The organism is Saccharophagus degradans 2-40 (assembly GCF_000013665.1).
In the GTDB taxonomy this organism is placed as follows: domain Bacteria; phylum Pseudomonadota; class Gammaproteobacteria; order Pseudomonadales; family Cellvibrionaceae; genus Saccharophagus; species Saccharophagus degradans.
On sequence record NC_007912.1, the window covers coordinates 2,884,347 to 2,906,364 of the forward strand.

A 22,018-nucleotide genomic window follows, 5' to 3' on the forward strand; every position below is an offset into this window, starting at 1 on the left:
GTAAGCCGCTCAGAAATGAAGTTTCCTCATTGACGGGTGTCTTCGCAAACATGATTTTGGGGGAGCTATGCTCCCCTTTTTTATGCCTGAACAAAAATCACCCGCTCCGCTACCCTCTTCCTCGCAATATTTACTCTGATTTAAAGATCAAATACACGCATTTTTGTACCCCATAAGTACGAACTTAGGCTATTCATTGTCATAGTTAAAGCCAAAACTGTCGCATGAAATTTTTTAGAATATAAATTAGTCTTTTTACTTCTTTTTGAAATATAAATATCGTTTTTTTAACTACCCCTAAATGATGCACGCTACCATTTAAGTTAATCTGGTATATTTCAAAACAGAAATAAATACACAAACATCTGATTTTATTGGATTTTAAAGCACAGGCCATACGATGTTAGCACAAACATTATCATTTTGACGCCACATAAAACACAACGTAATAGGAGCCACAAAATGGTAATTTTACGGGTACTCAAACGTACAAATACACGCAGTTACTACTGAAAGGACGAAATTAAACCTAAGATTAAACTATTCTAACCATCCGCTAACGAAAAACAGTTTGCGGGCTCGCTGTAATATCTTTATCTATAGCGACACACAAGATTTAAGAGCGGTTTAGCTGCCAGTGGCAATCTAAATATTTGGTAAATTTAAATCTTGGACAGGAACACCGAATACGTTTAGATACCTTTTTGGCGTATTACGAAGTGTTACCAATAAAAATAATAATTAAATTCAGTTCGGCGTAACCCGGCCCACTGAAACATGATGCGAGGATACCCAATGATAAACATATACAGACTCCCCTACCGTTAGCTGAATAGTGATAAAAGCGTTTAAAGTTTTTAACACATTAAGCGCAATGCTCTTTAGAACCTTCATGCAGACTGCATATTACTTGTTAAAGAGTGATTTACTTAACAAATAACGCACCGGCGTATGCATATAACAAAATATGTGGATGCATTAACAGATCCAAACAAACGGATAGTTAATAATATTTAACATATTTATGAAGTCAGAATTCTTAATAAAGCGCCCCTAAAAATAAAAGCGCTAAGAATAAATGGAAATTACCCGTACTAAATGGATTTCATGGAAGAAAAACAACAAAACGGATAATAAAAAATATAGAAATCATGTTTGCAAGACACAGCACGCGGGCCCAATAGGGCCCGCGCATGCTATATGGAGTACACAACTAGCAAGTGCTAGCTGTTAATCACCGAACTTAATGAAGGAATGCATTGGGGTTTCAAGGTAACAGTACCGTTGCCGCACAATGACAATATAAACCACGTAAAAAACCTATCGCGACTCCCCTTCGCACTCTCAGTTTGAATTGTACGTTGCCTTTGCCTCCTTCCGCCCAGCGCACTAGGAAACTCAGTGCATACGATACGATTGGCAAACAAACGGAAAACTATGAGCATGCGCCCCCAGCACAACACTAAGTATTCTTTTACACACCTCACTGTTACTACACTAGGTTACTGCACAATTTTTTTTATAGCAGTGCTGCTGCTCGACGCTGCGCGCAAAGAACCTGCGAATCATGGCGCCAATAGCAGTGCGCCAGCCACCATAATTCACCCACAAAATAGCATTTCGACGCTGAAAGCATTAAAGTTTGTCTGGATTACTCGTCAACAATAATAAATCCAAACTACAACTAGAAGCAGTGAGACAGCAATGGCTTTAAACAATAAGAATACGGCTACAAATGATGTGATAGCCACAGCCACAAAGGGAGATAAATGGGTAACAGATTACGCATGGATTAGCGGCTTAGCGGGGGCTTTAACAGTAGTAGCACTAGCCGCTTGGTACAATGCAGGTCATATTTTGAGCAAAGGCGTTTCGGTGGCCGGCTGGCAATTAACCCACACCCGCTTAGACAGCATTTTATTTGCCCTAGGCGTTATTACCTTTGTTATGCTCACAATTGAGCTTGTACGCATCTATTTATGGGATGACCGATTCAAATTTACTGTTGCCCCCAAAGTAAAACAGGGGCACTACTTTTCATTTCTGATTGAATCGGTAATCAATTACCTATTTTATCTTGCTCTGCTCTCTTTAGTATTGTGGTTTTACCATAGTGCCGGTGAGTATGGTTACCTAAGAAACAACGCCTACTATCAAAGCTGGTTTCGCTTTTTAGATATTGTGTGGAACGGTTATTTATGGGTGGGCCTGCCCTATGTATTAATTACTCGTGCAATTAAACACAGTGCAGAAGCAGACGCACGCGACTACGGCTACTACTTCCAGCGCGTAGTCGCCTATCCCTTTTCATTTATTAACCTAGGTGATAAGCAAAAGCAAAATACACCGTACTTTTCTGATATAGACAAAAAAATCACCCGCGGACTATTAGTGAAATTATTTTTCACGCCACTAATGACGGTGTTCTTTGTCGATCAGTTCCCACACTTAGTGGGGAATATCGGTTATATTTTTGACGGCTTACCAAAAGCCCTTTCAAGCGGATCATTTACCCACCGCAGCCTAAATAACGACTTTTTCAATATTTCGATCTCGTTTATTTTTTCTATCGACGTGGCTTTGGCGTGGGTAGGCTATGTTATTTCTTCGCGCTGGGTAGATAACCAAACCAGCAGCGCAGAGCCTACGATGCTTGGCTGGGTGGTGTGCTTAGCATGTTATCCACCCTTCCAGTTCGTACTAGGCTTGTATTACGGCGCGCCGGGAGAGAGAGATTCGATTAACCTTTACGACAACCAAACGCTAGTTACCATTTTTATGACCATGATGCTGGCTAGCTACTTTGTTTATATGTCTGCCACACTTTGGTTTGGTACTCGATTCTCAAACCTTACTAACCGCGGCATTATTCGTAGGGGGCCTTTCGCTTATATTCGCCACCCTGCCTACGCTTCAAAAAATTTCGCCTGGTGGTGCATTATGTTTCCGGCCGTAATTTATAACGCAACGCATAGTGGTGTTGAGCTGGCAATTATCCAAATTATCGGGTTAGTACTGCTTACCTACGTATACTACTGCAGAGCTATTACAGAAGAGCGGCACCTTAGCGCAGACCCTTGCTACCGAGAATATTGCGAACAAGTTAAGTATCGATTTATACCTAAAGTATTTTAATTAAAAAAATAATAGCGCCACCCCTATGAGGGCGGCGCACACTAATTGCTAGTTTTATTCATTGAATAAGCTGCAATAGCCTAGGCGCCATACATAACCACAACAGGCACTGGGCGAAACGGACGCTAATCTAAAGTTAACGTCCAATCATGTATGTGAAACACCCAACTGCCAATTTCACTTTTATTACTAAAGGTGACTTTGGTTAATTCAATCCAGAGGAAAAAATCATGTTGGCTTCTAATAAAAATAGTAAGCTGGCAAACTCTGAGCAACACCGCCCTTATAAAACCCGCACAGCGCGCTGGTTAACCGGGTCTGGGGTTATTGCTTCAAGTTTGCTTTTTTCTGCGCAGAGTTTTGCGGCGCAATGTGAATACATCATTAGCAATGAATGGAACAGCGGCTTTACTGGCGCAGTTCGCATTACTAATAATGGCACTACTCCCATCAATGGCTGGGATGTTAGCTGGCAGTATGCCGGCGATGCAGTCACCAGCAGCTGGAACGCGAATGTTTCTGGCTCGAACCCCGTTTCTGCTACACCATTAAGCTGGAATGCCAACATTCAACCCGGTCAAAGCGTTGAGTTTGGTTTTCAGGGCAGCAAAGCCGGCTCCAATGCAGAAATTCCAACCGTTACCGGCGCGGTATGTGATAGCGGCTCTAGCTCTTCCAGCTCCAGCTCATCATCTAGTTCATCAAGCTCTTCTAGTAGCTCAAGCAGCACTAGCAGCTCCTCGTCCAGCTCTTCAAGCACCTCTTCGTCTAGCTCATCATCTGGCTCCAGTGGCACAGGTGGTATTGCGTGTACTGTAGGCAATGCGAATATTTGGGGCTCGGGCTACCAGCTGGACATGCAAGTTGTTAACAACGGCACCGCTGCAGTAAGCAGTTGGGACGTAACCATGGCATTCGGCGAGGCACCACAGCGCACCGGTGGCTGGAACGCAAACTTTGTAGAGTCAGGCAATACCATTGTTGCGAGCAACATTAGCTGGAACGGCAACCTCGCACCGGGGCAATCAGCTTCGTTTGGTATTCAAGGGAACCACGACGGCTCTTTTGGCGGCGTAACCTGTAACGGCGCTTCAAGCTCTGGCTCGTCTAGTTCTGGCTCTAGCACCAGCTCATCAAGTAGCTCATCCAGTTCGTCTGGCTCTAGCACTTCTAGCTCTAGCTCAAGCTCCTCTACTGGTTCTACCTCTAGCTCTAGTAGCTCTTCAACTTCTAGCACTTCTTCAAGTTCTAGCTCTAGCACCAGCTCCACGAGTTCTAGCTCCAGTTCTAGCTCGAGTACATCGTCTAGTTCCAGCTCATCTTCCTCAAGCTCTAGCTCTTCTACTTCAGGCAGTGGCGCAGGTTTTGACAACCCGTTCATTGGCGGCAAGTGGTATGTAGACCCAGTATGGTCAGCAAAAGCTGCAGCAGAGCCAAACGGTTCACTTATTGCCAACTACAACACGGCAGTTTGGATGGATCGCATTGGTGCGATTGAAGGCCCAGAAGATGGCGATGGTATGGGCTTAGAAGAACACTTAGATGAAGCTTTAGCACAAGGTGCAGACATCTTTATGTTCGTGGTATACGACCTACCAAACCGCGACTGTGCAGCTTTGGCCTCAAGTGGCGAACTACTCATTGCCGAGAACGGTTTTGAGCGCTATCAAAATGAGTACATTGGCCCAATCGTAGATATACTCAGCAAGCCCGCGTATTCTAGCTTGCGTATTATCGCGATTATTGAAGTGGATTCTCTACCCAACCTCGTTACCAACCTCAACATTCAAAAATGTGTTGAAGCGAATGGCCCGGGTGGGTACGTAGACGGTATCCAACATGCACTTAACGAGCTAAACACGCTTGATAATGTGTACCCATACGTCGATATTGCTCACTCAGGCTGGCTAGGCTGGAGCGACAACTTCGCCGGCGCCACCAAGCTTATTGGTGATGCAATTAAAGGCACAAACAAAGGTGTAAACAGTATTGCAGGCTTTGTAAGTAACTCTTCTAACTACACACCTGTGACTGAACCATACCTACCTAACCCTACCTTGCAAATTGGTAGCAACCAAGTTCGATCTGCGGATTTCTACGAGTGGACCATGTACTTCGAAGAACTTAGCTTTGTACAAGATTGGCGCCAAGCCATGATTCAGCAAGGCTTCCCAGAATCAATTGGTATGCTTATTGATACCGCACGTAATGGCTGGGGTGGACCTGACCGTCCAACTGGTGAGTCTACATCTACCGACCTCAACACCTATGTGAATGAATCGCGTATAGACCGCCGTCAGCATCGCGGAAACTGGTGTAACCAGCCCGGTGGTGTTGGCTTCCGTCCGCAAGCGGCACCAGAACCAGGTGTAGACGCTTACGTTTGGGTTAAGCCACAAGGTGAGTCGGATGGTATTAGTGATCCTAACTTCCCTATCGACCCTAACGACCCAGCTAAACAGCACGACCCAATGTGTGATCCAAACGCACCTAACCGCGATAACAATGCGGTTGGCACAGGCGCGCTAGATAACGCTCCACATGCTGGTCGCTGGTTCCCAGAAGCATTCCAAATACTTATAGAAAACGCCTACCCACCGCTATAGGTTAGTAGGTAGCTACGCCACAGAGCCATCGCTTTGTGGCGTACTTTATTTCCCATTTTAAGCGGGGTACTAGATAAACAATCTACTACCCCGCTTCTAGTTAATCGATCAAGAGTGTGAAATATGCTTAGTACTCGACACCTTTTTCACAACATTAAAAAAACACTCCATATACGACAGCTAGGCGTTATGGCAGGTTTTACGAGCTGTTTATTTCTGAGTACCCACGGGTATGCAGATATCTACTTCTCTGCAAAAACAGTGGGGCCTTCAAGCAGTATTTATAGTAAAAGCTCTGAAACTAGCGCACCCATAAAGCAGATAACAAACGATAACCGCTGGCGAGATTTAGCCTTTGATGTAGGAAAAAATAAAATTGTTTTTATGTCTAACAGGCATACAAATACAGGGATAGATTTACGTAAGCAGTCGGAGCAATTTAATATTTACCTTACCTCCACGGCTGGGGGCGAACCCCAAGTACTCGCCAACACCAATCTGGATGAAACTTACCCCAAATTAAACTCTAGCGAAACTATTGTTGCTTATACGCTTAAAGAACAACCCCAAGAACAATTGGTATTGCTAGATATAGAAACCCGAAAACCAATCACTACAATTAATGCAGCGGCTATTATTGACTATTCTTGGCACCCACAAAATAATCAAATTGCAATTATTACCGATAACGCAGACAACACCAATATAGCCATATACGATGTAAAAAAACAAAAAAGCAGCCAAATATTTAGCCTGAGTAAAAAAGACAACTCTACACTTTCCTATATTAGCTGGGCACCCAATGGTAAGAACCTAGCTTTTATTGTTAACCCCGGTAAGCCAACAGCAAAACGACAACTCAAGTTGTTAAATTTAGCTACCAATAAAGTAAGCCCAATATCCCAACCCGATCAAGAAGTACAATCTCCAGTAAGCTGGGCGCCAGACAGCAAGAGCCTCACCTATTCCGCGCTGCTTAACTATAAATACTATTTCGACGAAACCACCTATAAAAAAGTATACGAAGGCGAAATGCATATTTTTGTAGCCGATACGGAAGGAGCCTTACGACAAGTAACCACAGGCAAGCATTTGCATAACAAACCTGAGTTTTCACCAGATGGCAAACAAATAGCATTTCTATTCGCAGAAGATTTAAGTCAACACACAGCTGCGTTGCGAATAGTGGACCTAAATGGAAAAGTGCTAAACGAGCTTTTCAAGCCCGTTCACGGCAATTCAGAAATAGTGTGGAAATAAAAAACTATAGACGAACTACGCAGGTTCTTTTGCCTGCGTATTTTTTTTGCGGTATTCGCGCGGTGTCATACCCTCGTGCTTCTTAAAAAAGCTATTAAATGTCGCCTTACTGTTAAAGCCCACCTCATACATTATATCGAGCATTGTCGCCCCGCTTCTGGCTGGGTCAACCATGCGCTTTTTAGCGTCTTCTATTCGAAAATCGTTAATAAACTCGAAGAAGTTACAGCCGTAATGCCTATTTATAACCGTTGATAACGTGCGCGGTGAAATAGATAACTTACCAGCCAGCACCTCTAAGGTAAGCGACGATTCCAAATAGAGTTTATCTTCATGCATAAGCTTTTCTAGCTGCTCAACATACTCTAAATTAATAGTAACGCCTGCATGCTGCTTGGGCGGACTTGAGCTCACAGGCTCTAAGTTTTCGACTACTCGCGCCTTGCGCCCTACCACTACCACTAAACCACATAGAATACCGCAGGTAACGTAGTTGGCCATTATTCCCATAGTGCCCACAGGTAAATGCCAAAAAAACTGAACGTTGCAAATCAGCATGGCCACTACCAGTACACTCCACCCCCAAACCCCGAGAAAGCCGTATACCACTATACGCAGCCAGAGCACATCACTGGTGTCGGCAACAATGTGCTTTTGCGAGGTAACTTTTAAATAATTTTTTAATTCGAGCAAACACAGTACCCCAAAATACACGCGCAATAGTTCGCGCATTAGGGTTATGTAGTAAATAGAAAACGATTCGGTATGCAATTTAAAGCTTTGCTGAATAGATATTTTTTCGTCGGTAGAAAGAATATGGTAGCCAATTACTTGATGCAGCAGAAAGAGCACGAACGGCACAAAATAAAAGGCATCGCTCAGTGGTACGCGAATAGTTTTATACAATACAGAGCGAAGATACCAAAGCAAGAAAGGCCCTTGCAGCCAGTAGCCGAATTCGAACACAAAAAACCAATTAGGTAGGTGATCAATTGCCCAAGGCCTAAAGGCGGTGCCAAAATGTATTAGTAACTCGAAGGGAATAACAGCATTAGACAACAAGAATGCGAGAAGAAACACATTACTAACTGCACGTTCTTTTTGTGGTTTATACAAAATAAACGCTAAAACAATGCATTGTAAAAACGTGAATAGAAGAACTACGTCATGTGTATTAAATAATACAACATCCACAGACAATCACCTTGCTTCACCGTATATATAACGACTGATGTATATTACGGTGTTGTTATATTTTATTATTAGAGACTAAGTGAATCTCATGCTTATCAGCACTGCATTCTATCTCTTATTACAGGTAATCTGCCATTTTTTTTGGGGTTTTCTCTATTTTTTTTGACCCAGTAGCCACCACATCTGCCCGCTTCAACCAAAGGCCCATAATATAGTGCTAAACCAGCAATTGGCTGCTCTAGTACTTTATTTATAGTTTCTCTAAAGCCCGCTCCACATCCACGCCCATCACCAGCAAACCAATAAACACACCTGCTTCATCCAGAATTGGGGCGCTTATTTGGGTTTGGAATTTCTGCGTAGAGGCATCGTATTGCATTGGCCCAAAATAGGTTTTATAGCCAGAATTCACAACTGAGCGAAACTTAATTTCATCCCCTTGCCAATAATCAGTAGTGGGCTGACTTACCGCCACATTTGCACCAAACCTATCTGTAACAATTAGCTCTGAAATACTACCGCACTGCAGCTCTACTTCTTGGCGAAGTAGTAGCGATAAAGGGCTTTCTACTACCTGTTTTATTAAATTGTAGTCACCACTCTTTAGCTCCGCACGCCAGCGATCATCGAGGTCTGCTAACACCTCACTAGCCGGTTGACTAGCCGCCGCTTGCAAAGCCCCTTTCAAAACCGAATTACTGCCCAAGTTAACACGCACAGGCTCAAAGATAGTTGTTTTGATAAGCTCTACTTCAACATCGCTAAGCGCCACCCATTCTGGGCTACATTTTTCTATTTCGCGGTTAAACCTGCGCATAAAGTCAGGAAACCGCTTAAGCGATTGCTCAGCCACATAGAGCCCCAAAGCAGCATAGCGCTCAAAGTGAAACTTAATACTCCCACTGGCACCAAATTGTTCACCATAGGCGTCTAGTGCCCACTGCAACTCAAAAAAGACAGCATCTACACGACCTAAATCAAGCAGCCGGCTAAGCTGACTGGTCGATTCCACCTCCATCACATTAATGTAACCATTGCGCGCTAGCCACAACGCATGATTACTGCCTCGCAAGGTAGCTATAGCAAGGGATTTGTCGCGCACAAGGGTGGTAATAGGCGTGTCACTTTTGCTAAACCAATACCATTTTTCCAGCCCGAATGGCGCTGAACGCTTGGCCACCTCCTCCAATTGGGGCTGATTAATCATGGGGAGAATACCGTCGGCTCGCCCCGTAACCAACTGCATATGCGCCCGCAGCCAAGGGAGCTGAGTAAGCTCGTAGCTCACCCCAAGGTTGTTGAATATACAATCTGCCACCACAGAGGTAGCCGACCCTACAACAGAAGAAGAAGGTGGAGCAGTAGAATAGCTTGTAACAAGGCGAAATGGCTCACTAGGCGCATCAGCCTTAGAGGCGTGTACGCCGCTGCAACTCAATGCACACAATAGAGTGGCTAACAATTTCATTGGCACACCCCCTCCCGTCATTCGAGCGCAGTTCAGAATTTAATCACTGCGATTAGATTTAAGCTTTGCACTGTAGCTATTTAACGCAACTGCAGTACCGGTAAAAATAAATACTATTAATATAGTCCATGCTAGCCCTATCCAACCAAATAAATGAGGCGCAAACATCATGGTAGACATGAGGGAGTCTTGATAATAGAAGAACCATTGGTGATCGTCAGGGAATACCCATATATGCAATTGATTAAAGACTCGCTCTGGCCCTACTATCAATAACGCCGCACCAATGACTCCTATCAAACCAGCCAAAGTAAGCACCTGGCCTTTAAGCTTGGGCACCCAGCCGCGCTTAATGGCGAGCATTGCTAACGGCGGCCACGCTAGAAGCACATACACTAAAGGGTAAAAGAAAAAATCGATAAGATTAGCCACATCTTGTAGATGCACCACTTCTGGTTCACGTAATAATCTCTGCGGACCGCCGCTTGTGGCAGTTTCATAATAAATATCTTCTAACCCTTCACCACCATTATGAATAGCGAGATTAATTTGGCTAAACATGGCTAGGCGCTGTTCTTTTGTTGTTTGCTCAAAGCCTTTTTTGTAGTGATTTTGGGGAGCGTATTTAGCAATAGCTTCTTTTATACCCGTGTGATCGTGCCAAACGCCATAGCCAAACTGCACACTCGCCAATAAGCACCAGCCAAGAGCAATAGCAAAAAGCAAAGAATGAACCGCAAATATAACGGCAAAAACCGATTTAAAATTTAGATTACCCACGCCTGACTCTCATTTAGAACTTGATTCTATTCTGCCAGATTGCAGTGTACCTAGCCAAAGTAGTTTACGCCTTCATTTGGTTCACCTATTAGCTTAACGCCATATTGTTAAGCAGCACTTAAATTCACTCGCTATAAACGCAGGCACCATAAAAGCCCAAAGCAATCCAATTCAGCATCAAGATAATGCGCGAAACAAGCTTCGCCCTCTCCAAACACGCACAAAAAACCTATTTAAGCGCTTTTTAATGAACATTTTTAGTGCTGGCACACTAGTTGCTAAACCTAGGTATCTATAAATTTTTATTGAATTTTAAATTTTCATTTCCCTTAAAGGATGACAGTAATGAGCTCCGGTAAATTAAATCTTTTAGATTTTACGAAAGAGAACATAAGAACACTCCACCTTACGTGGTTTGCGTTCTTTTTAACTTTTGTTGTGTGGTTTTCGCACGCACCACTTAAGCCACTTATTATGCAAGCGTTTGATATGTCGCTTGCACAATGGAAAGCGCTACTTATATTAAACGTGGCACTCACCATTCCCGCCCGTATTGTTATTGGTATTTTGGTTGATAAATTTGGGCCTCGAATTGTATACAGCGCGCTGCTCGTCACGTCTGGCTTTTTGTGTGTTGCGTTTGCCTCTTCACAATCATACGAACAACTAGCACTACTGCGTTTTGCCATGGGTTTTGTTGGCGCAGGCTTTGTAATTGGTATTCGCATGGTTGGTGAATGGTTCCCTGCCCGCCAAGTAGGCTTAGCAGAGGGCGTTTACGGCGGCTGGGGCAACTTTGGTTCTGCAGCAGCAGCCTTTACCCTACCTACTCTCGCGCTTATATTTGGTGGCGATGACGGCTGGAGATACGCTATAGGCATTACCGGTGTAATAGCAGGCTTCTACGGTATTTTCTTCTACTGGCGTGCACGCAATACACCTAAAGGCTCTACTTACTTCAAACCTAAAAAGTCTGGCGGCTTAGAAGTAACAAGCAAGCGCGATTTCTGGTTCTACATCGCAATGAATGTACCTATGTACTTAATTCTTGCTGTACTAGCTTGGAAACTATCGCCTTCAGGTGTAAACCTACTAACCCAAACAGCCGTTAACGTTTTGTACGTTGGCTTGGTTGCTCTGTTTATTTTCCAGTTCACGCAAATCTACAAAGTGAACAAAGATATGCTTAAAAACGGCGCACCAGAGCACGACAAATACCCATTTAAACAGGTTGCCGTATTAGATTGGGCTTACTTTGTAACCTTCGGCTCTGAGTTGGCTGTAGTTTCTATGCTACCTGCCTTCTTCTTAGAAACCTTCACCGACCTTTCCTTAGCTCAAGCGGGTATGCTCGGCGCGGCATTTGCCTTTATGAATCTTATCGCCCGCCCAGGTGGTGGCTACATCAGCGACAGATTTGGTCGCCGTAAATCACTATCTATATTCATTGCCGGTTTAGCAGTGGGTTACTTTGTACTGTCTCAAGTAGGTGCAAGCTGGCCTGTAGCGGCTGCAGTATTGGCTGTAATGTGCTGCTCTTTCTTTGTGCAAGCGGGTGAAGGTGCTGTATTTGCCATGGTACCGCTCATTAAGCGTCGTATGACTGGCCAAATAGCCGGTATGGCGGGCGCCTACGGTAACGTGGGAGCGGTAACCTTCCTAACCGTATATAGCTTTGTAGATGCGAGCACCTTCTTTATGATTATTGGTGCCTCTGCAGCTGTAGTGTTCGGTATTGTACAATTTATCGAGGAACCACAAGGTCACACCACCGAAGTAATGGAAGACGGTACCGTACAAAAGATTGAAGTAAGTTAATATGCGCGGGGGGCGATTAAGGTCGCCCTTCTCTTCTCTTCTCTTCTCTGCCCCACAGAGCCAGAAGCCCCACAAAACCAGAAACTAAGAGCGCACACACCAAATTAGATCCACAACAGGGCACCCCTTTAAATTTTTGCCTTTTTGTAGCGCACCTCAACTCAGCCATCACGCACAATATTTCACCAAAATCTTATCTATCCCCACAAATAGCGCACCAACTTAGTACTGGCTCGCTTATTGCATCTGTGCCTTTCTCGCGCCGCACTGTATTGAATCATTAGAGTGCATTTGCCCGTTTAACACAGAGAGTAGCCATGAGCACCGCCAATTTTAACGTTTTACATTTTAGCGACCCCAAAGTGCGCACCTTGCATTTGGCTTGGATTGCCTTTTTCATCACCTTCTTTATGTGGTTTTGCCATGTACCCTTAATGCCACTTATTAAGGATACCTTTGGCTTGAGCATGGCAGAGGCAAAAGCACTGCTATTTCTAAACGTTGCCCTTACTATTCCTGCCCGCACCATTGTGGGCTCGCTGGTAGATAAATACGGCCCACGGGTAATGTACTCTGCGCTACTCGCTATTTCTGGCTGTATTTGCTTTATGTTTGCTTGGGCGCAAGATTACACCCAACTAGCCGCTGCCCGCTTTTTGCTCGGTTTTGCTGGTGCCGGCTTTGTAATTGGCATTCGTTTGGTTACCGACTGGTTCCCAGCTAAAACCGCTGGTGCGGCACAAGGCATATACGGTGGCTGGGGTAATTTTGGGGCAGCTATCGCTAACTGGGCACTCCCTGCCATGTCATCGATTCTAATTGGTTATGTTGGCGTGGCCTATAGCTGGCGCGTAGCGATTACTATCGCGGGCGTAGTTGCCATAGGTTACTCATTTATTTTTTACATTATGGTGCGCAACACCCCTAAAGGCGCCACCTATTTCGCCCCCAAAAAAGTGGGCGCTATGGAAGTATCCAACAAAGCCGACTTTGTGCTGTATATGATAATGCTCTCGCCCATATTCTTGGCTATGGGCGTAATATGCTGGCGCTTATCACCGGCGCAGGTTGGCCTACTTTCCGAATTCGTTACCTACGCTATTTGGGCCGGGCTATTGCTTTGGTTTTGCTGGCAAGCCTTCGGGGCCTACAAACTAAATGCTGAAGCTATCCACGAAGGTGTTGTTGGCATTCACAAATACAAATTCAAGCAAGTTGCCCTTTTGGATCTTTCCTACGCCGTTACTTTCGGCTCTGAAGTAGCAGTGGTATCTATGATGCCGTTGATGTTCTCTAACGAAGACACCTATGCATTTAGCTTGGCCAAAGCCTCGGTTATGGCTGGCTGCTTTATGGCAATGAACCTTATTGCCCGCCCAGGCGGTGGTTGGTTAAGCGATAAGCTAGGCCGCAAAAAAACCTTAATGTTAACGGTAGCTGGCTCTGCAATTGGTTATGCGGGGCTATCTATGATGACGCCAGATTGGTCGCTACTCGCCATTGGTGCTGTAGTTGTTTTCTGTTCTTTCTTTGTACAGGCTGGCGCCGGTGCCACCTTTGGCGTTGTGCCCACCATTAAACGCCGCCTAACTGGCCAAATAGCCGGCATGACCGGTGCCTACGGCAACGTAGGTGCAGCATTGTTTTTACTTGTAAATTCATTTTACGCACCTAATGTTTTCTTTGGTGTGATTACAGGGGCCTGTATTGTTGTATTGGGCTTACTGTTTTTATTTATGGAAGAGCCCAAAGGCCAAATTGCCGAAGTACTTCCAGATGGCACCGTTGAAATGATTGATGTAGGCTAACTGCAGTATTACGAAGGTGCCCTAGCGGCACCTTCTTTTTTTACTATCGCCAAAACTAAAAACAATACCCCTAACAACGGTAGTAACTTATTAAGCGAACACTATGAACCATTTAAGCTCCAGCCTTAGCATCCGCTTCGCCCAACACAGCGACCAAGGCAGAAAACCAGAAAACCAAGACACCGTAGGAGCAATGATTCCCGAGGGTTCGCAGCTAAGCCTAAAGGGAATTGCTATAGCCATAGCCGATGGCGTAAGCAGCAGCGACTCGGCAAAACAGGCAAGCCAATCCGCTATTTGCGGGTTTTTAACAGATTACTACGCCACGCCCGATACATGGCGCACACAGCAATCAGCCATTCGTGTTATTCAATCGCTAAACCGCTACTTGTGGGGCCAAAGCCAAAACAGCGTAATGGGCGAAGGTTACCTCACCACATTTACCTCCCTTATTTTTAAAGGCGATAAATACTTTATTTTTCATGTTGGAGACACGCGTGTATACCGCATGCGCGACAACGTACTCGAACTGTTAACACGCGATCATACCCAAAAAATAGACAGCAAAACCACCTACCTTAGCCGTGCACTCGGCGCCGACTCCGCGTTAGAAATAGATATGCACTCCGAAGAGCTGCGAGTAGATGACGTATTTATATTAACTACCGACGGTATTCACGACTCGCTGAACGCCCACGATTTTGAATGCACCGTTCGCAAACATTTAAACGACCCAGAAGCGCTAATAAAAGCGTTGGAAGCAGAAGCACTCGATGCCGGCAGTAAAGATAACATCAGCGTACAGGTAGCCGTTATCGACAGTCTTGGCACGCCTTCGCAAGCCGATGCCATAACCGTACTCTCGCAATTGCCGTTTCCCCCTATTCTATCTGTTGGCAATAAATTAGATGGCCTGCAGGTCGAAAAAATATTGCACGAATCTGAGCGCAGCCAGGTTTACTTAGTAAAAGATGAAAACGGAACGCCCTATGTAATGAAAACGCCGTCGATAAATTACGACGACGACCCCGCCTACATAGAGCGCTTTGTCATGGAAAGCTGGATAGGCACGCGCATTCAAAACCAACACGTGGTTAGAATTGCAACACCGCCGGAATCGCGCTCTACGCTTTACTACCTAACAGAACATATTGCTGGCCCCACGCTTGGGCAACTAATACGCGAACGCGCGCCCATGGATATAACCGATGCGGTAGAACTAGTAGAGCAACTCGCCAAGGGCGTGCGAGCTTTTCATCGCCGCGATACACTGCACCAAGATATTAAGCCAGACAACGTTATTGTTGGCCGCAACGGTGCAGTAATTATCGATTTTGGTTCGTGTTATGTGGCAGGCGTACACGAAGTGGCTTCATCGTTTGAACGCGATAAAATATTAGGCACCCTCACCTACTCCGCACCAGAGTATCGCTGCGGAGGTAACGTGGGCATGCACTCAGATCAATACTCTATTGCCGTTATTCTTTATGAAATGCTTACGGGTAAATTGCCATTTGGTGAAGCCTACAGCGAAGCCAGCTCACTTAAAGACTTTCAAAAGCTTAAATACCACCCAGCACGTATTCACAACCCATTAGTACCGGTATGGCTAGATAAAGCCCTCGAAAAAGCCTTAAGCCTGCAAACCAGCGCTCGCTACCCCGCGTTATCTGAATGGCTAAAAGACATAAAACGCCCAAATCCACTGTGGCGCACTCAACAGGAAATCCCCCTTGCAGAGCGCAACCCACTACTCATGTGGAAAAGCATCGCTGCGGTGGGCTGGCTAACAGTACTTGGGCTTTTATTACTTAACTTCCGCGGCTAGCTTGCTCTAGTCTCTCTACGCTTTCGACACCCTCAACACTTTCTAGCCCATCTTTCGGCAGGGGCAATCCCCTGCCATCCCTCATTAAATCTCACTTATCGCACCTTTGCGTTGAATTTACCCTGCTGTGGTAATGTATACGCAACTGTTAACCAATTATGTAGTCTGTATAGTGTTATAACGTGAAGCTCACGAGCAATTAACTACACTTAGCATTCCATAACCAATAAGACCGATAGATGCTTACACTCAAAGACATTCATAAATCCTATGGCGCGGGCAGCCAAAAGCTACATGTTTTAAAAGGCATAGATCTACACATAGGCGCCGGTGAGATGGTCTCAATTATGGGCTCATCTGGCTCGGGTAAATCCACATTACTTAACATAATGGGCATTCTAGATTCCCATGACCAAGGGCAATACACCCTAGCCGATTGTGCAATTGGCCATCACCTAAGCGAGCGGCAAGCAGCGTTTTTACGCAACCAACACCTTGGCTTTGTATTCCAGTCTTTTAACTTATTGCCCTTTAAAAATGCCCTAGAAAACATTGCACTACCGCTTTACTACCGCGGCATTAACCGTAAAAAACGCAACAAACTCGCTGAGGAATATATAGAACGCGTAGGCCTTGCCGACCGTAAACTGCATATGCCAGGCGAACTCTCGGGCGGGCAAAAACAGCGTATCGCCATCGCTCGTGCGCTCATCTCAAACCCGCAAGTAATATTAGCCGATGAGCCCACCGGTGCATTGGATAGCCAAACCACCGAAGAGGTTATGCAAATATTTAAAGAAGTAAATGCCGAAGGCAAAACCATTGTTATAGTTACCCACGAAAACGACATAGCCCAACAAACCCAAAGGCAAATTGTTTTTAAAGATGGCAATATCTTAAGCGATAGCGCGCCAGCCACCCCTGCGGCGACAGCGAGCTAACCCAATGTTCGATTTCGATAAATGGCAGGAAATATATTTCTCGGTTAAGCAAAACAAAATGCGCACTATACTTACCGCGTTTGGTGTTTTTTGGGGAATATTAATGCTTATGCTGCTGCTGGGTGCCGGTAAAGGTTTACAAAATGGCTCTAATCGCAACTTTGGCTCAGACGATCGCAGCAGTATTTGGATATGGACCAGCACCACATCGGTATCGCATGCGGGCATACCTAAAGGGCGTTACATACAGTTTTCTGAAGACGATATGCACGCAATCCGGCAAGCCATACCCGACACCAAGCATATTTCCGCAGAAATTATGGCTGGCCAGCGCTGGCGTAGAACTATAAATGTTACCCATCAAAATCGCACCGGCGCCTTTAGCGTTTATGGCGTAGGCGACGAATACTTTAAAATAAAAGTGTTTATCGATTTACGCGCTGGTCGCACCTTAAGCGCACTGGATGAACAAGAGTCGCGCAAGGTTGTAATGATAGGCACACGCGTTGCCGAAAAACTATTCCCCAACGGCGAATCAGCCATAGACAAATACGTTTACTTCCACGGCATTGCTTTAAAAGTTGTTGGTGTATTTCACGACGACGCCCAACAAGGCAGAATGTCTGAACGCATTTATATGCCGCTTAGCACCTTCCAATTAACCTTCGGCCAAGCTAAAAGAATAAATGAAATTGTAGTTACACCCAAGCAAGGGGTAGACCCGTTTTTATTCGAATCGCAGGTGCTTGGCTTTTTAAAAACGCGTCACAAAGTGGCAATGGAAGATAACCAAGCCATTAACGCCTATAACTACGCTCGCCAAGCACAATCGGTTAACCAACTATTTACTGCCATTAATTTTTTTGTGTGGTTTGTAGGTTTGGGCACACTTGCAGCGGGCATAGTGGGCGTTAGCAACATAATGATAATTACTGTGAAAGATCGCACCCGCGAAATAGGTGTACGTAAAGCGTTGGGCGCAACCCCAGGCTCTATAGTTAGCATGATATTGTCGGAATCTGTACTTATAACCGCCTTGGCCGGCTATATAGGCTTGGTGTTGGGCATTGCCCTACTCGAAGGTGCCAACGCGCTAATTGTAGCCACAGGCAGTAACCTTGCGTACTTTGATCGACCAGAAGTCGATTTAAACACAGCCTTTATTGCCCTAGGCATTTTAGTGGGTGCTGGCGCGCTCGCGGGGTTAGCACCAGCTCTGCACGCTTCGCGCATAATGCCCATTGAAGCCATGCGAGAAGAATAAAATGCTGCAATTATTTGATACCGACGTTTGGCAAGAAATTTTCGACGTACTCAAACGCCATAAACTGCGCACCGCCCTCACCGCTTTTGGTGTGTTTTGGGGTATTTTTATGCTGGTGGTTTTAATGGGCGCAGGCAATGGTTTACAAAACGGAGCAGAAAGTAATTTTACTGGCGCTAAAAACTCTGTGTTTATCTGGTCTGGCCGCCCCACTAGCATTCCTTACAAAGGCTTATCGCGCGGACGCTATATTCGCCTTAACGATACCGACATGGAAGCGCTGTACAGCCGCATTCCAGAAATACAACATATAGCGCCCAGCAACGGCATGGGCGACAGGCCCGTAAATCATGCAGACAAAACCGAAACCTACAGCTTATCGGGTATTCAGCCCATCGAAATTACTGCGCAAGGTTATCGCTTAGAGCAAGGGCGATTTTTAAACGAGCTAGATATAGAGCAAAAAAGAAAAGTGGTGGTGATTGGCACCCACGTACGCGACGTTTTATTTAACGGTGAAAATCCTGTTGGCAAAACCATAAAAACACTGGGCGTACGTTTTCTAGTTGTAGGGGTTATTGCACCTGCTTCTCTCGCCGACTGGGCACAACGCGACACACGCCGCGTTTATTTCCCCAACACCACATTGCGCAGCACGTTTAACCAGCGCGATGTCATTCACCGTATGCTTATTGCACCCAAAGACGGTGTAGATGCAGCCTGGCTGGAGCAGCAAGTACAAACCGTACTCAAAGAGCGCCACAAAATACACCCCGATGACCACGGCGTAATAGGTAGCTATAACGCCCAAAAAGATTACACTCGCGTGCAATCGCTGTTTACCGGCATACGCCTATTTAGTTGGTTTGTTGCAATAGGCACCATAATTGCCGGCGTTGTGGGCGTGGGCAATATTATGCTTATTTCAGTTAAAGAGCGAACCAAAGAAATAGGCATTCGCAAAGCCTTGGGGGCAACCCCACGCGCAATTATTGCCACCATATTGCAAGAATCGATTGTGCTTACTTTTATTTCGGGTTACTTCGGCTTAGTCGCAGGGGTGTTTGTTATTGAGCTCGCAAGTAAATTAATGCCCCCAGCTACAACCGGCAGCAACTTTTTTAGCAACCCAGAAATAGATTTCACCACCGCACTCACAGCCATATCGGTATTGTTAATTGCAGGCGCTATTGCATCGGTTATGCCTGCTCAACGAGCCGCTGGCGTTAACCCTGTGGTGGCACTGCAAGATGAATAGCACCGACGAATAAGCACTACCCCTGTTAGAAAAAATTCATTTAATACATTAATAAAGCGCGTTACCAAAAGAGCCAAACTATGAAAAAAGCATTTCTTATTTCGCTAGGCCTACTATTCTTAGTTGCATTTGTAGGTACAGGTGTATTTCTATATAAAAAATCGCAGCAAAAGCCAGTAATTTTTAAAACCGCGCAAGCTGAAACGCGAGATATTATTAGAAAAACAATCGCCACCGGTAAAATTGTGCCGCGCAAAGAAGTGGAGATTAAATCTCAGGTTTCAGGGGTGGTAGATCAAGTATATGTAGAAGCTGGCGAGTATATTGAAAAAAATGCGCTTATCGCCAAAATACAAATAATACCGAATGTTGAACGGCTAAACGCAGCAGAATCACGCTTGCAATCTGCCACCATTAGCTTTGAAGACGCAGCCCGCGAACTGCAACGTCAAAAACAACTGTTCGAAGACCAGCTTATATCCGAAGCGGAATACCGAAAATACCTACTTGAATTTAATTTAAAGCAAGAAGCGGTGTCGTCTGCAGAAAGTAACCTCGCCATTATTCGTGAAGGCGCATCTAAAAAAGCTGGGCAAGTCTCTAACCTTGTGCACGCTACGCTATCGGGCACCATACTCGATATACCCGTAAAAGAAGGTCATTTTATAACGGAAACTAACACTTTTAACGCCGGCACCACTATTGCCACCATTGCCAATATGCAGGATCTAATTTTCGAAGGTACTGTGGACGAATCGGAAGTGGGTAAAATCGCTGAAGGTATGGAGCTGGTATTGAACATTGGCGCCTTAGAAACAGAACAATTTACCGCCGAACTTGAGTATATATCCCCTAAAGGCGTGGATGACCAAGGCACCATTAAATTTGAAATACGCGCTGCAGTAAAATTAAAAGACGATAGATTTTTACGTGCAGGCTACAGCGCAAATGCCGATATAGTGCTAGACCGTCGCGAGCAGGTACTGGCCCTAAACGAACGCTTCTTACAATTCGACGATAAAACACCCTATGTCGAAGTAGAAACCGCCCCACAAACCTTCGAGAGGCGCGACATAGAAACAGGCTTATCGGACGGTATATTTATAGAAATACTATCGGGGCTAAGCCTAACAGACAAAATAAAAGAACCCATTATCGGGCAATAAAATTCAGCGGCTAATTGCTAATCGCTAGCAGCTAGCAGCTAGCAGCTAGTAATTAGCGGCTAGCAATTAGCAAACTGACCTATTTTCTGCGCTCGGCTAATTCTGCGTGTACTTCGTCCATCACATTTTCGGTTAGCTTATACTGCAACATAAAACCCGCAGACATGGCCGCGCCAATTGCGGGGAATACACTAACCATTAAGCGCAAGCCCTGTTTAGTTTCTTCGCTTTGTAATTGGTTAGCTTCGTAACCGTAAAATGCAAGTAACCAACCGGTAACGGCACCACCAAACGTCCACCCCATTTTTTGCGCAAAAGAAGACGACGAGAAAATTAACCCTGTCGCACGGCGCCCGGATGAGTGCTCGGCAAAGTCGGCAATATCTGCATACATAGACCACATAAGTGGGAAAATAATACCTGCACAGGCGCTGATACAACACTGCAATATAATAATATTAAGCAACTGACTTTCGTCTAAGAAATAAAATAAGCCACTTAATACAGTAGCTAATAACATTGCGCAAATAAACGTAGACCGCTTGCCAATACGATCTGAAATGGGCTGAGCCAACATAACACCCACAATATTGGCCACCTGCCCCGCTACCAAATAGGTGGTAATAAGGCTTAGCGACATACCGAATAACGCTATATCTTGATTTTCAAAGGTGTACTTAAAATAAAACACAGCAGCGCCATCGCGCAGGCTGTTAAACACTAAGGTACATAACGCTGCACCCAACAACACAAACCAAGGTACATTTTTTAGCAAACTTTTTGCATCTTCGCCCAGGTTATCTTCTTGATTTTTAGGTGGCGCAATTCGCTCTTTGGTCCAAGCGAAGGTCATATAAAACAAGACTGCTGCAATAACGCCATATACGGCTATGGTTAACGTCCAGCCTACTTTGGCATTTTCTTCGCCGCCCATATTGCTGAATATATCGAGCAATGGCTCAATTAAAATAAACGCAAAAATACTGCCCGCAAACGCAAATACCATACGGTATGAAGCCAATGCGGTACGATCTGAGCTGTTACTAGACATTACTCCAAGCAGTGAAGCGTAAGGCACGTTAACCGCCGTATAGGCCATCATCATCATGGTATAAGTTACATACGCATAAATAAGCTTATTGCTTTGCGAAATATCTGGTGTGGTAAAAGTGAGAATACCGATAAGCGCGAAAGGTATTGCCCCCCACATAAGGTAAGGCCTAAATTTCCCCCACTTGGTTTCGGTGCGGTCGGCAATAATACCCATAATAGGGTCGTTAACAGAGTCCCACAGACGAGTAACCACAAACATGGTGCCCACTGCAGCGGCAGAAATACCGAATACATCGGTATAAAAAATCATTAAATAAACGCTAAAAAGCTTCCAGAACATGGATGATGCAAAGTCACCAAACCCATACCCTATTTTTTCTTTTACGCTAACTTGACTGTTTGGAGAGACCATAAACACATCTTTTATTGTTGTTGATTG

General features: G+C 45.0%; 14 protein-coding genes. 10 read left to right on the plus strand and 4 right to left on the minus strand.

All coding sequences use genetic code 11. The features are described 5' to 3' along the window. Positions 1 to 1,704: 1,704 nt before the first annotated feature. From SDE_RS11880 to SDE_RS11890, 3 genes are all read left to right on the plus strand, one after another. Entirely contained in the window at positions 1,705 to 3,135 is a 1,431-nt protein-coding gene (locus SDE_RS11880) for a methyltransferase family protein (protein ID WP_011468749.1), read from the plus strand. Between the two features lie 230 nt (positions 3,136 to 3,365). Then, positions 3,366 to 5,741 carry a glycoside hydrolase family 6 protein gene (locus SDE_RS21930; protein WP_011468750.1) on the plus strand — a complete coding sequence of 792 codons (2,376 nt, stop codon included), beginning with the start codon at positions 3,366 to 3,368 and terminating at the stop codon, positions 5,739 to 5,741. Positions 5,742 to 5,930: 189 nt separating this feature from the next. Further along, positions 5,931 to 7,001, plus strand: coding sequence for an eIF2A-related protein (locus tag SDE_RS11890; RefSeq protein ID WP_158303877.1), 1,071 nt, complete (start codon positions 5,931 to 5,933; stop codon positions 6,999 to 7,001). Positions 7,002 to 7,016: 15 nt separating this feature from the next. Here the strand turns inward: SDE_RS11890 and SDE_RS11895 are convergent, their stop codons facing one another. The 3 genes from SDE_RS11895 to SDE_RS11905 all read right to left on the minus strand — a co-directional run bounded on the left by SDE_RS11895 (position 7,017) and on the right by SDE_RS11905 (position 10,443). Further along, positions 7,017 to 8,195, minus strand: a complete 1,179-nt coding sequence (locus tag SDE_RS11895; RefSeq protein WP_011468752.1) for a helix-turn-helix domain-containing protein — start codon at positions 8,193 to 8,195, stop codon at positions 7,017 to 7,019. 250 nt (positions 8,196 to 8,445) lie between these two features. After that, positions 8,446 to 9,663 carry a transporter substrate-binding domain-containing protein gene (locus SDE_RS11900; RefSeq protein WP_011468753.1) on the minus strand — a complete coding sequence of 406 codons (1,218 nt, stop codon included), beginning with the start codon at positions 9,661 to 9,663 and terminating at the stop codon, positions 8,446 to 8,448. A gap of 39 nt (positions 9,664 to 9,702) precedes the next feature. Beyond that, complete coding sequence (locus SDE_RS11905) at positions 9,703 to 10,443, minus strand: DUF1461 domain-containing protein (RefSeq protein ID WP_011468754.1); 741 nt, start codon at positions 10,441 to 10,443, stop codon at positions 9,703 to 9,705. A gap of 345 nt (positions 10,444 to 10,788) precedes the next feature. On the opposite strand from SDE_RS11905, the gene SDE_RS11910 reads away from it, so the two are divergent. The 7 genes from SDE_RS11910 (at position 10,789) to SDE_RS11940 (ending at position 20,526) form a co-directional block, all read left to right on the plus strand. Next, the gene (locus SDE_RS11910) at positions 10,789 to 12,261 is read left to right on the plus strand and encodes an MFS transporter (protein ID WP_011468755.1); all 1,473 of its coding nucleotides are present in this window, start codon (positions 10,789 to 10,791) and stop codon (positions 12,259 to 12,261) included. Between the two features lie 317 nt (positions 12,262 to 12,578). Beyond that, on the plus strand, positions 12,579 to 14,069 hold the full coding sequence (locus SDE_RS11915; protein WP_011468756.1) for an MFS transporter: 1,491 nt from the start codon (positions 12,579 to 12,581) through the stop codon (positions 14,067 to 14,069). 103 nt (positions 14,070 to 14,172) lie between these two features. After that, the gene (locus tag SDE_RS11920) at positions 14,173 to 15,897 is read left to right on the plus strand and encodes a bifunctional protein-serine/threonine kinase/phosphatase (RefSeq protein WP_011468757.1); all 1,725 of its coding nucleotides are present in this window, start codon (positions 14,173 to 14,175) and stop codon (positions 15,895 to 15,897) included. Positions 15,898 to 16,136: 239 nt separating this feature from the next. Further along, a complete protein-coding gene (locus SDE_RS11925; RefSeq protein WP_011468758.1) occupies positions 16,137 to 16,838 on the plus strand; it encodes an ABC transporter ATP-binding protein in 702 nt (233 codons plus the stop codon). A gap of 4 nt (positions 16,839 to 16,842) precedes the next feature. Next, positions 16,843 to 18,102: an ABC transporter permease gene (locus SDE_RS11930; protein WP_011468759.1), complete on the plus strand. Its 1,260-nt coding sequence runs from the start codon at positions 16,843 to 16,845 to the stop codon at positions 18,100 to 18,102. 1 nt (position 18,103) lies between these two features. After that, positions 18,104 to 19,360 (plus strand): ABC transporter permease, encoded by a 1,257-nt coding sequence (locus SDE_RS11935; RefSeq protein ID WP_011468760.1) that lies wholly within the window; start codon positions 18,104 to 18,106, stop codon positions 19,358 to 19,360. Between the two features lie 80 nt (positions 19,361 to 19,440). Next, on the plus strand, positions 19,441 to 20,526 hold the full coding sequence (locus SDE_RS11940) for an efflux RND transporter periplasmic adaptor subunit (RefSeq protein WP_011468761.1): 1,086 nt from the start codon (positions 19,441 to 19,443) through the stop codon (positions 20,524 to 20,526). A gap of 79 nt (positions 20,527 to 20,605) precedes the next feature. Here the strand turns inward: SDE_RS11940 and SDE_RS11945 are convergent, their stop codons facing one another. Then, positions 20,606 to 21,991, minus strand: coding sequence for an MFS transporter (locus SDE_RS11945; RefSeq protein WP_011468762.1), 1,386 nt, complete (start codon positions 21,989 to 21,991; stop codon positions 20,606 to 20,608). Positions 21,992 to 22,018: the final 27 nt, after the last annotated feature.

Excerpts from the sequence above, each read along its gene's own strand:
- SDE_RS11880 (WP_011468749.1), top strand. The coding sequence starts at position 1,705 with ATGGCTTTAAACAATAAGAATACGGCTACAAATGATGTGATAGCCACA.
- SDE_RS21930 (WP_011468750.1), top strand. The coding sequence starts at position 3,366 with ATGTTGGCTTCTAATAAAAATAGTAAGCTGGCAAACTCTGAGCAACAC.
- SDE_RS11890 (WP_158303877.1), top strand. The coding sequence starts at position 5,931 with ATGGCAGGTTTTACGAGCTGTTTATTTCTGAGTACCCACGGGTATGCA.
- SDE_RS11900 (WP_011468753.1), bottom strand. The coding sequence starts at position 9,663 with ATGAAATTGTTAGCCACTCTATTGTGTGCATTGAGTTGCAGCGGCGTA.
- SDE_RS11910 (WP_011468755.1), top strand. The coding sequence starts at position 10,789 with ATGAGCTCCGGTAAATTAAATCTTTTAGATTTTACGAAAGAGAACATA.
- SDE_RS11915 (WP_011468756.1), top strand. The coding sequence starts at position 12,579 with ATGAGCACCGCCAATTTTAACGTTTTACATTTTAGCGACCCCAAAGTG.
- SDE_RS11920 (WP_011468757.1), top strand. The coding sequence starts at position 14,173 with ATGAACCATTTAAGCTCCAGCCTTAGCATCCGCTTCGCCCAACACAGC.
- SDE_RS11925 (WP_011468758.1), top strand. The coding sequence starts at position 16,137 with ATGCTTACACTCAAAGACATTCATAAATCCTATGGCGCGGGCAGCCAA.
- SDE_RS11930 (WP_011468759.1), top strand. The coding sequence starts at position 16,843 with ATGTTCGATTTCGATAAATGGCAGGAAATATATTTCTCGGTTAAGCAA.
- SDE_RS11935 (WP_011468760.1), top strand. The coding sequence starts at position 18,104 with ATGCTGCAATTATTTGATACCGACGTTTGGCAAGAAATTTTCGACGTA.
- SDE_RS11940 (WP_011468761.1), top strand. The coding sequence starts at position 19,441 with ATGAAAAAAGCATTTCTTATTTCGCTAGGCCTACTATTCTTAGTTGCA.
- SDE_RS11945 (WP_011468762.1), bottom strand. The coding sequence starts at position 21,991 with ATGGTCTCTCCAAACAGTCAAGTTAGCGTAAAAGAAAAAATAGGGTAT.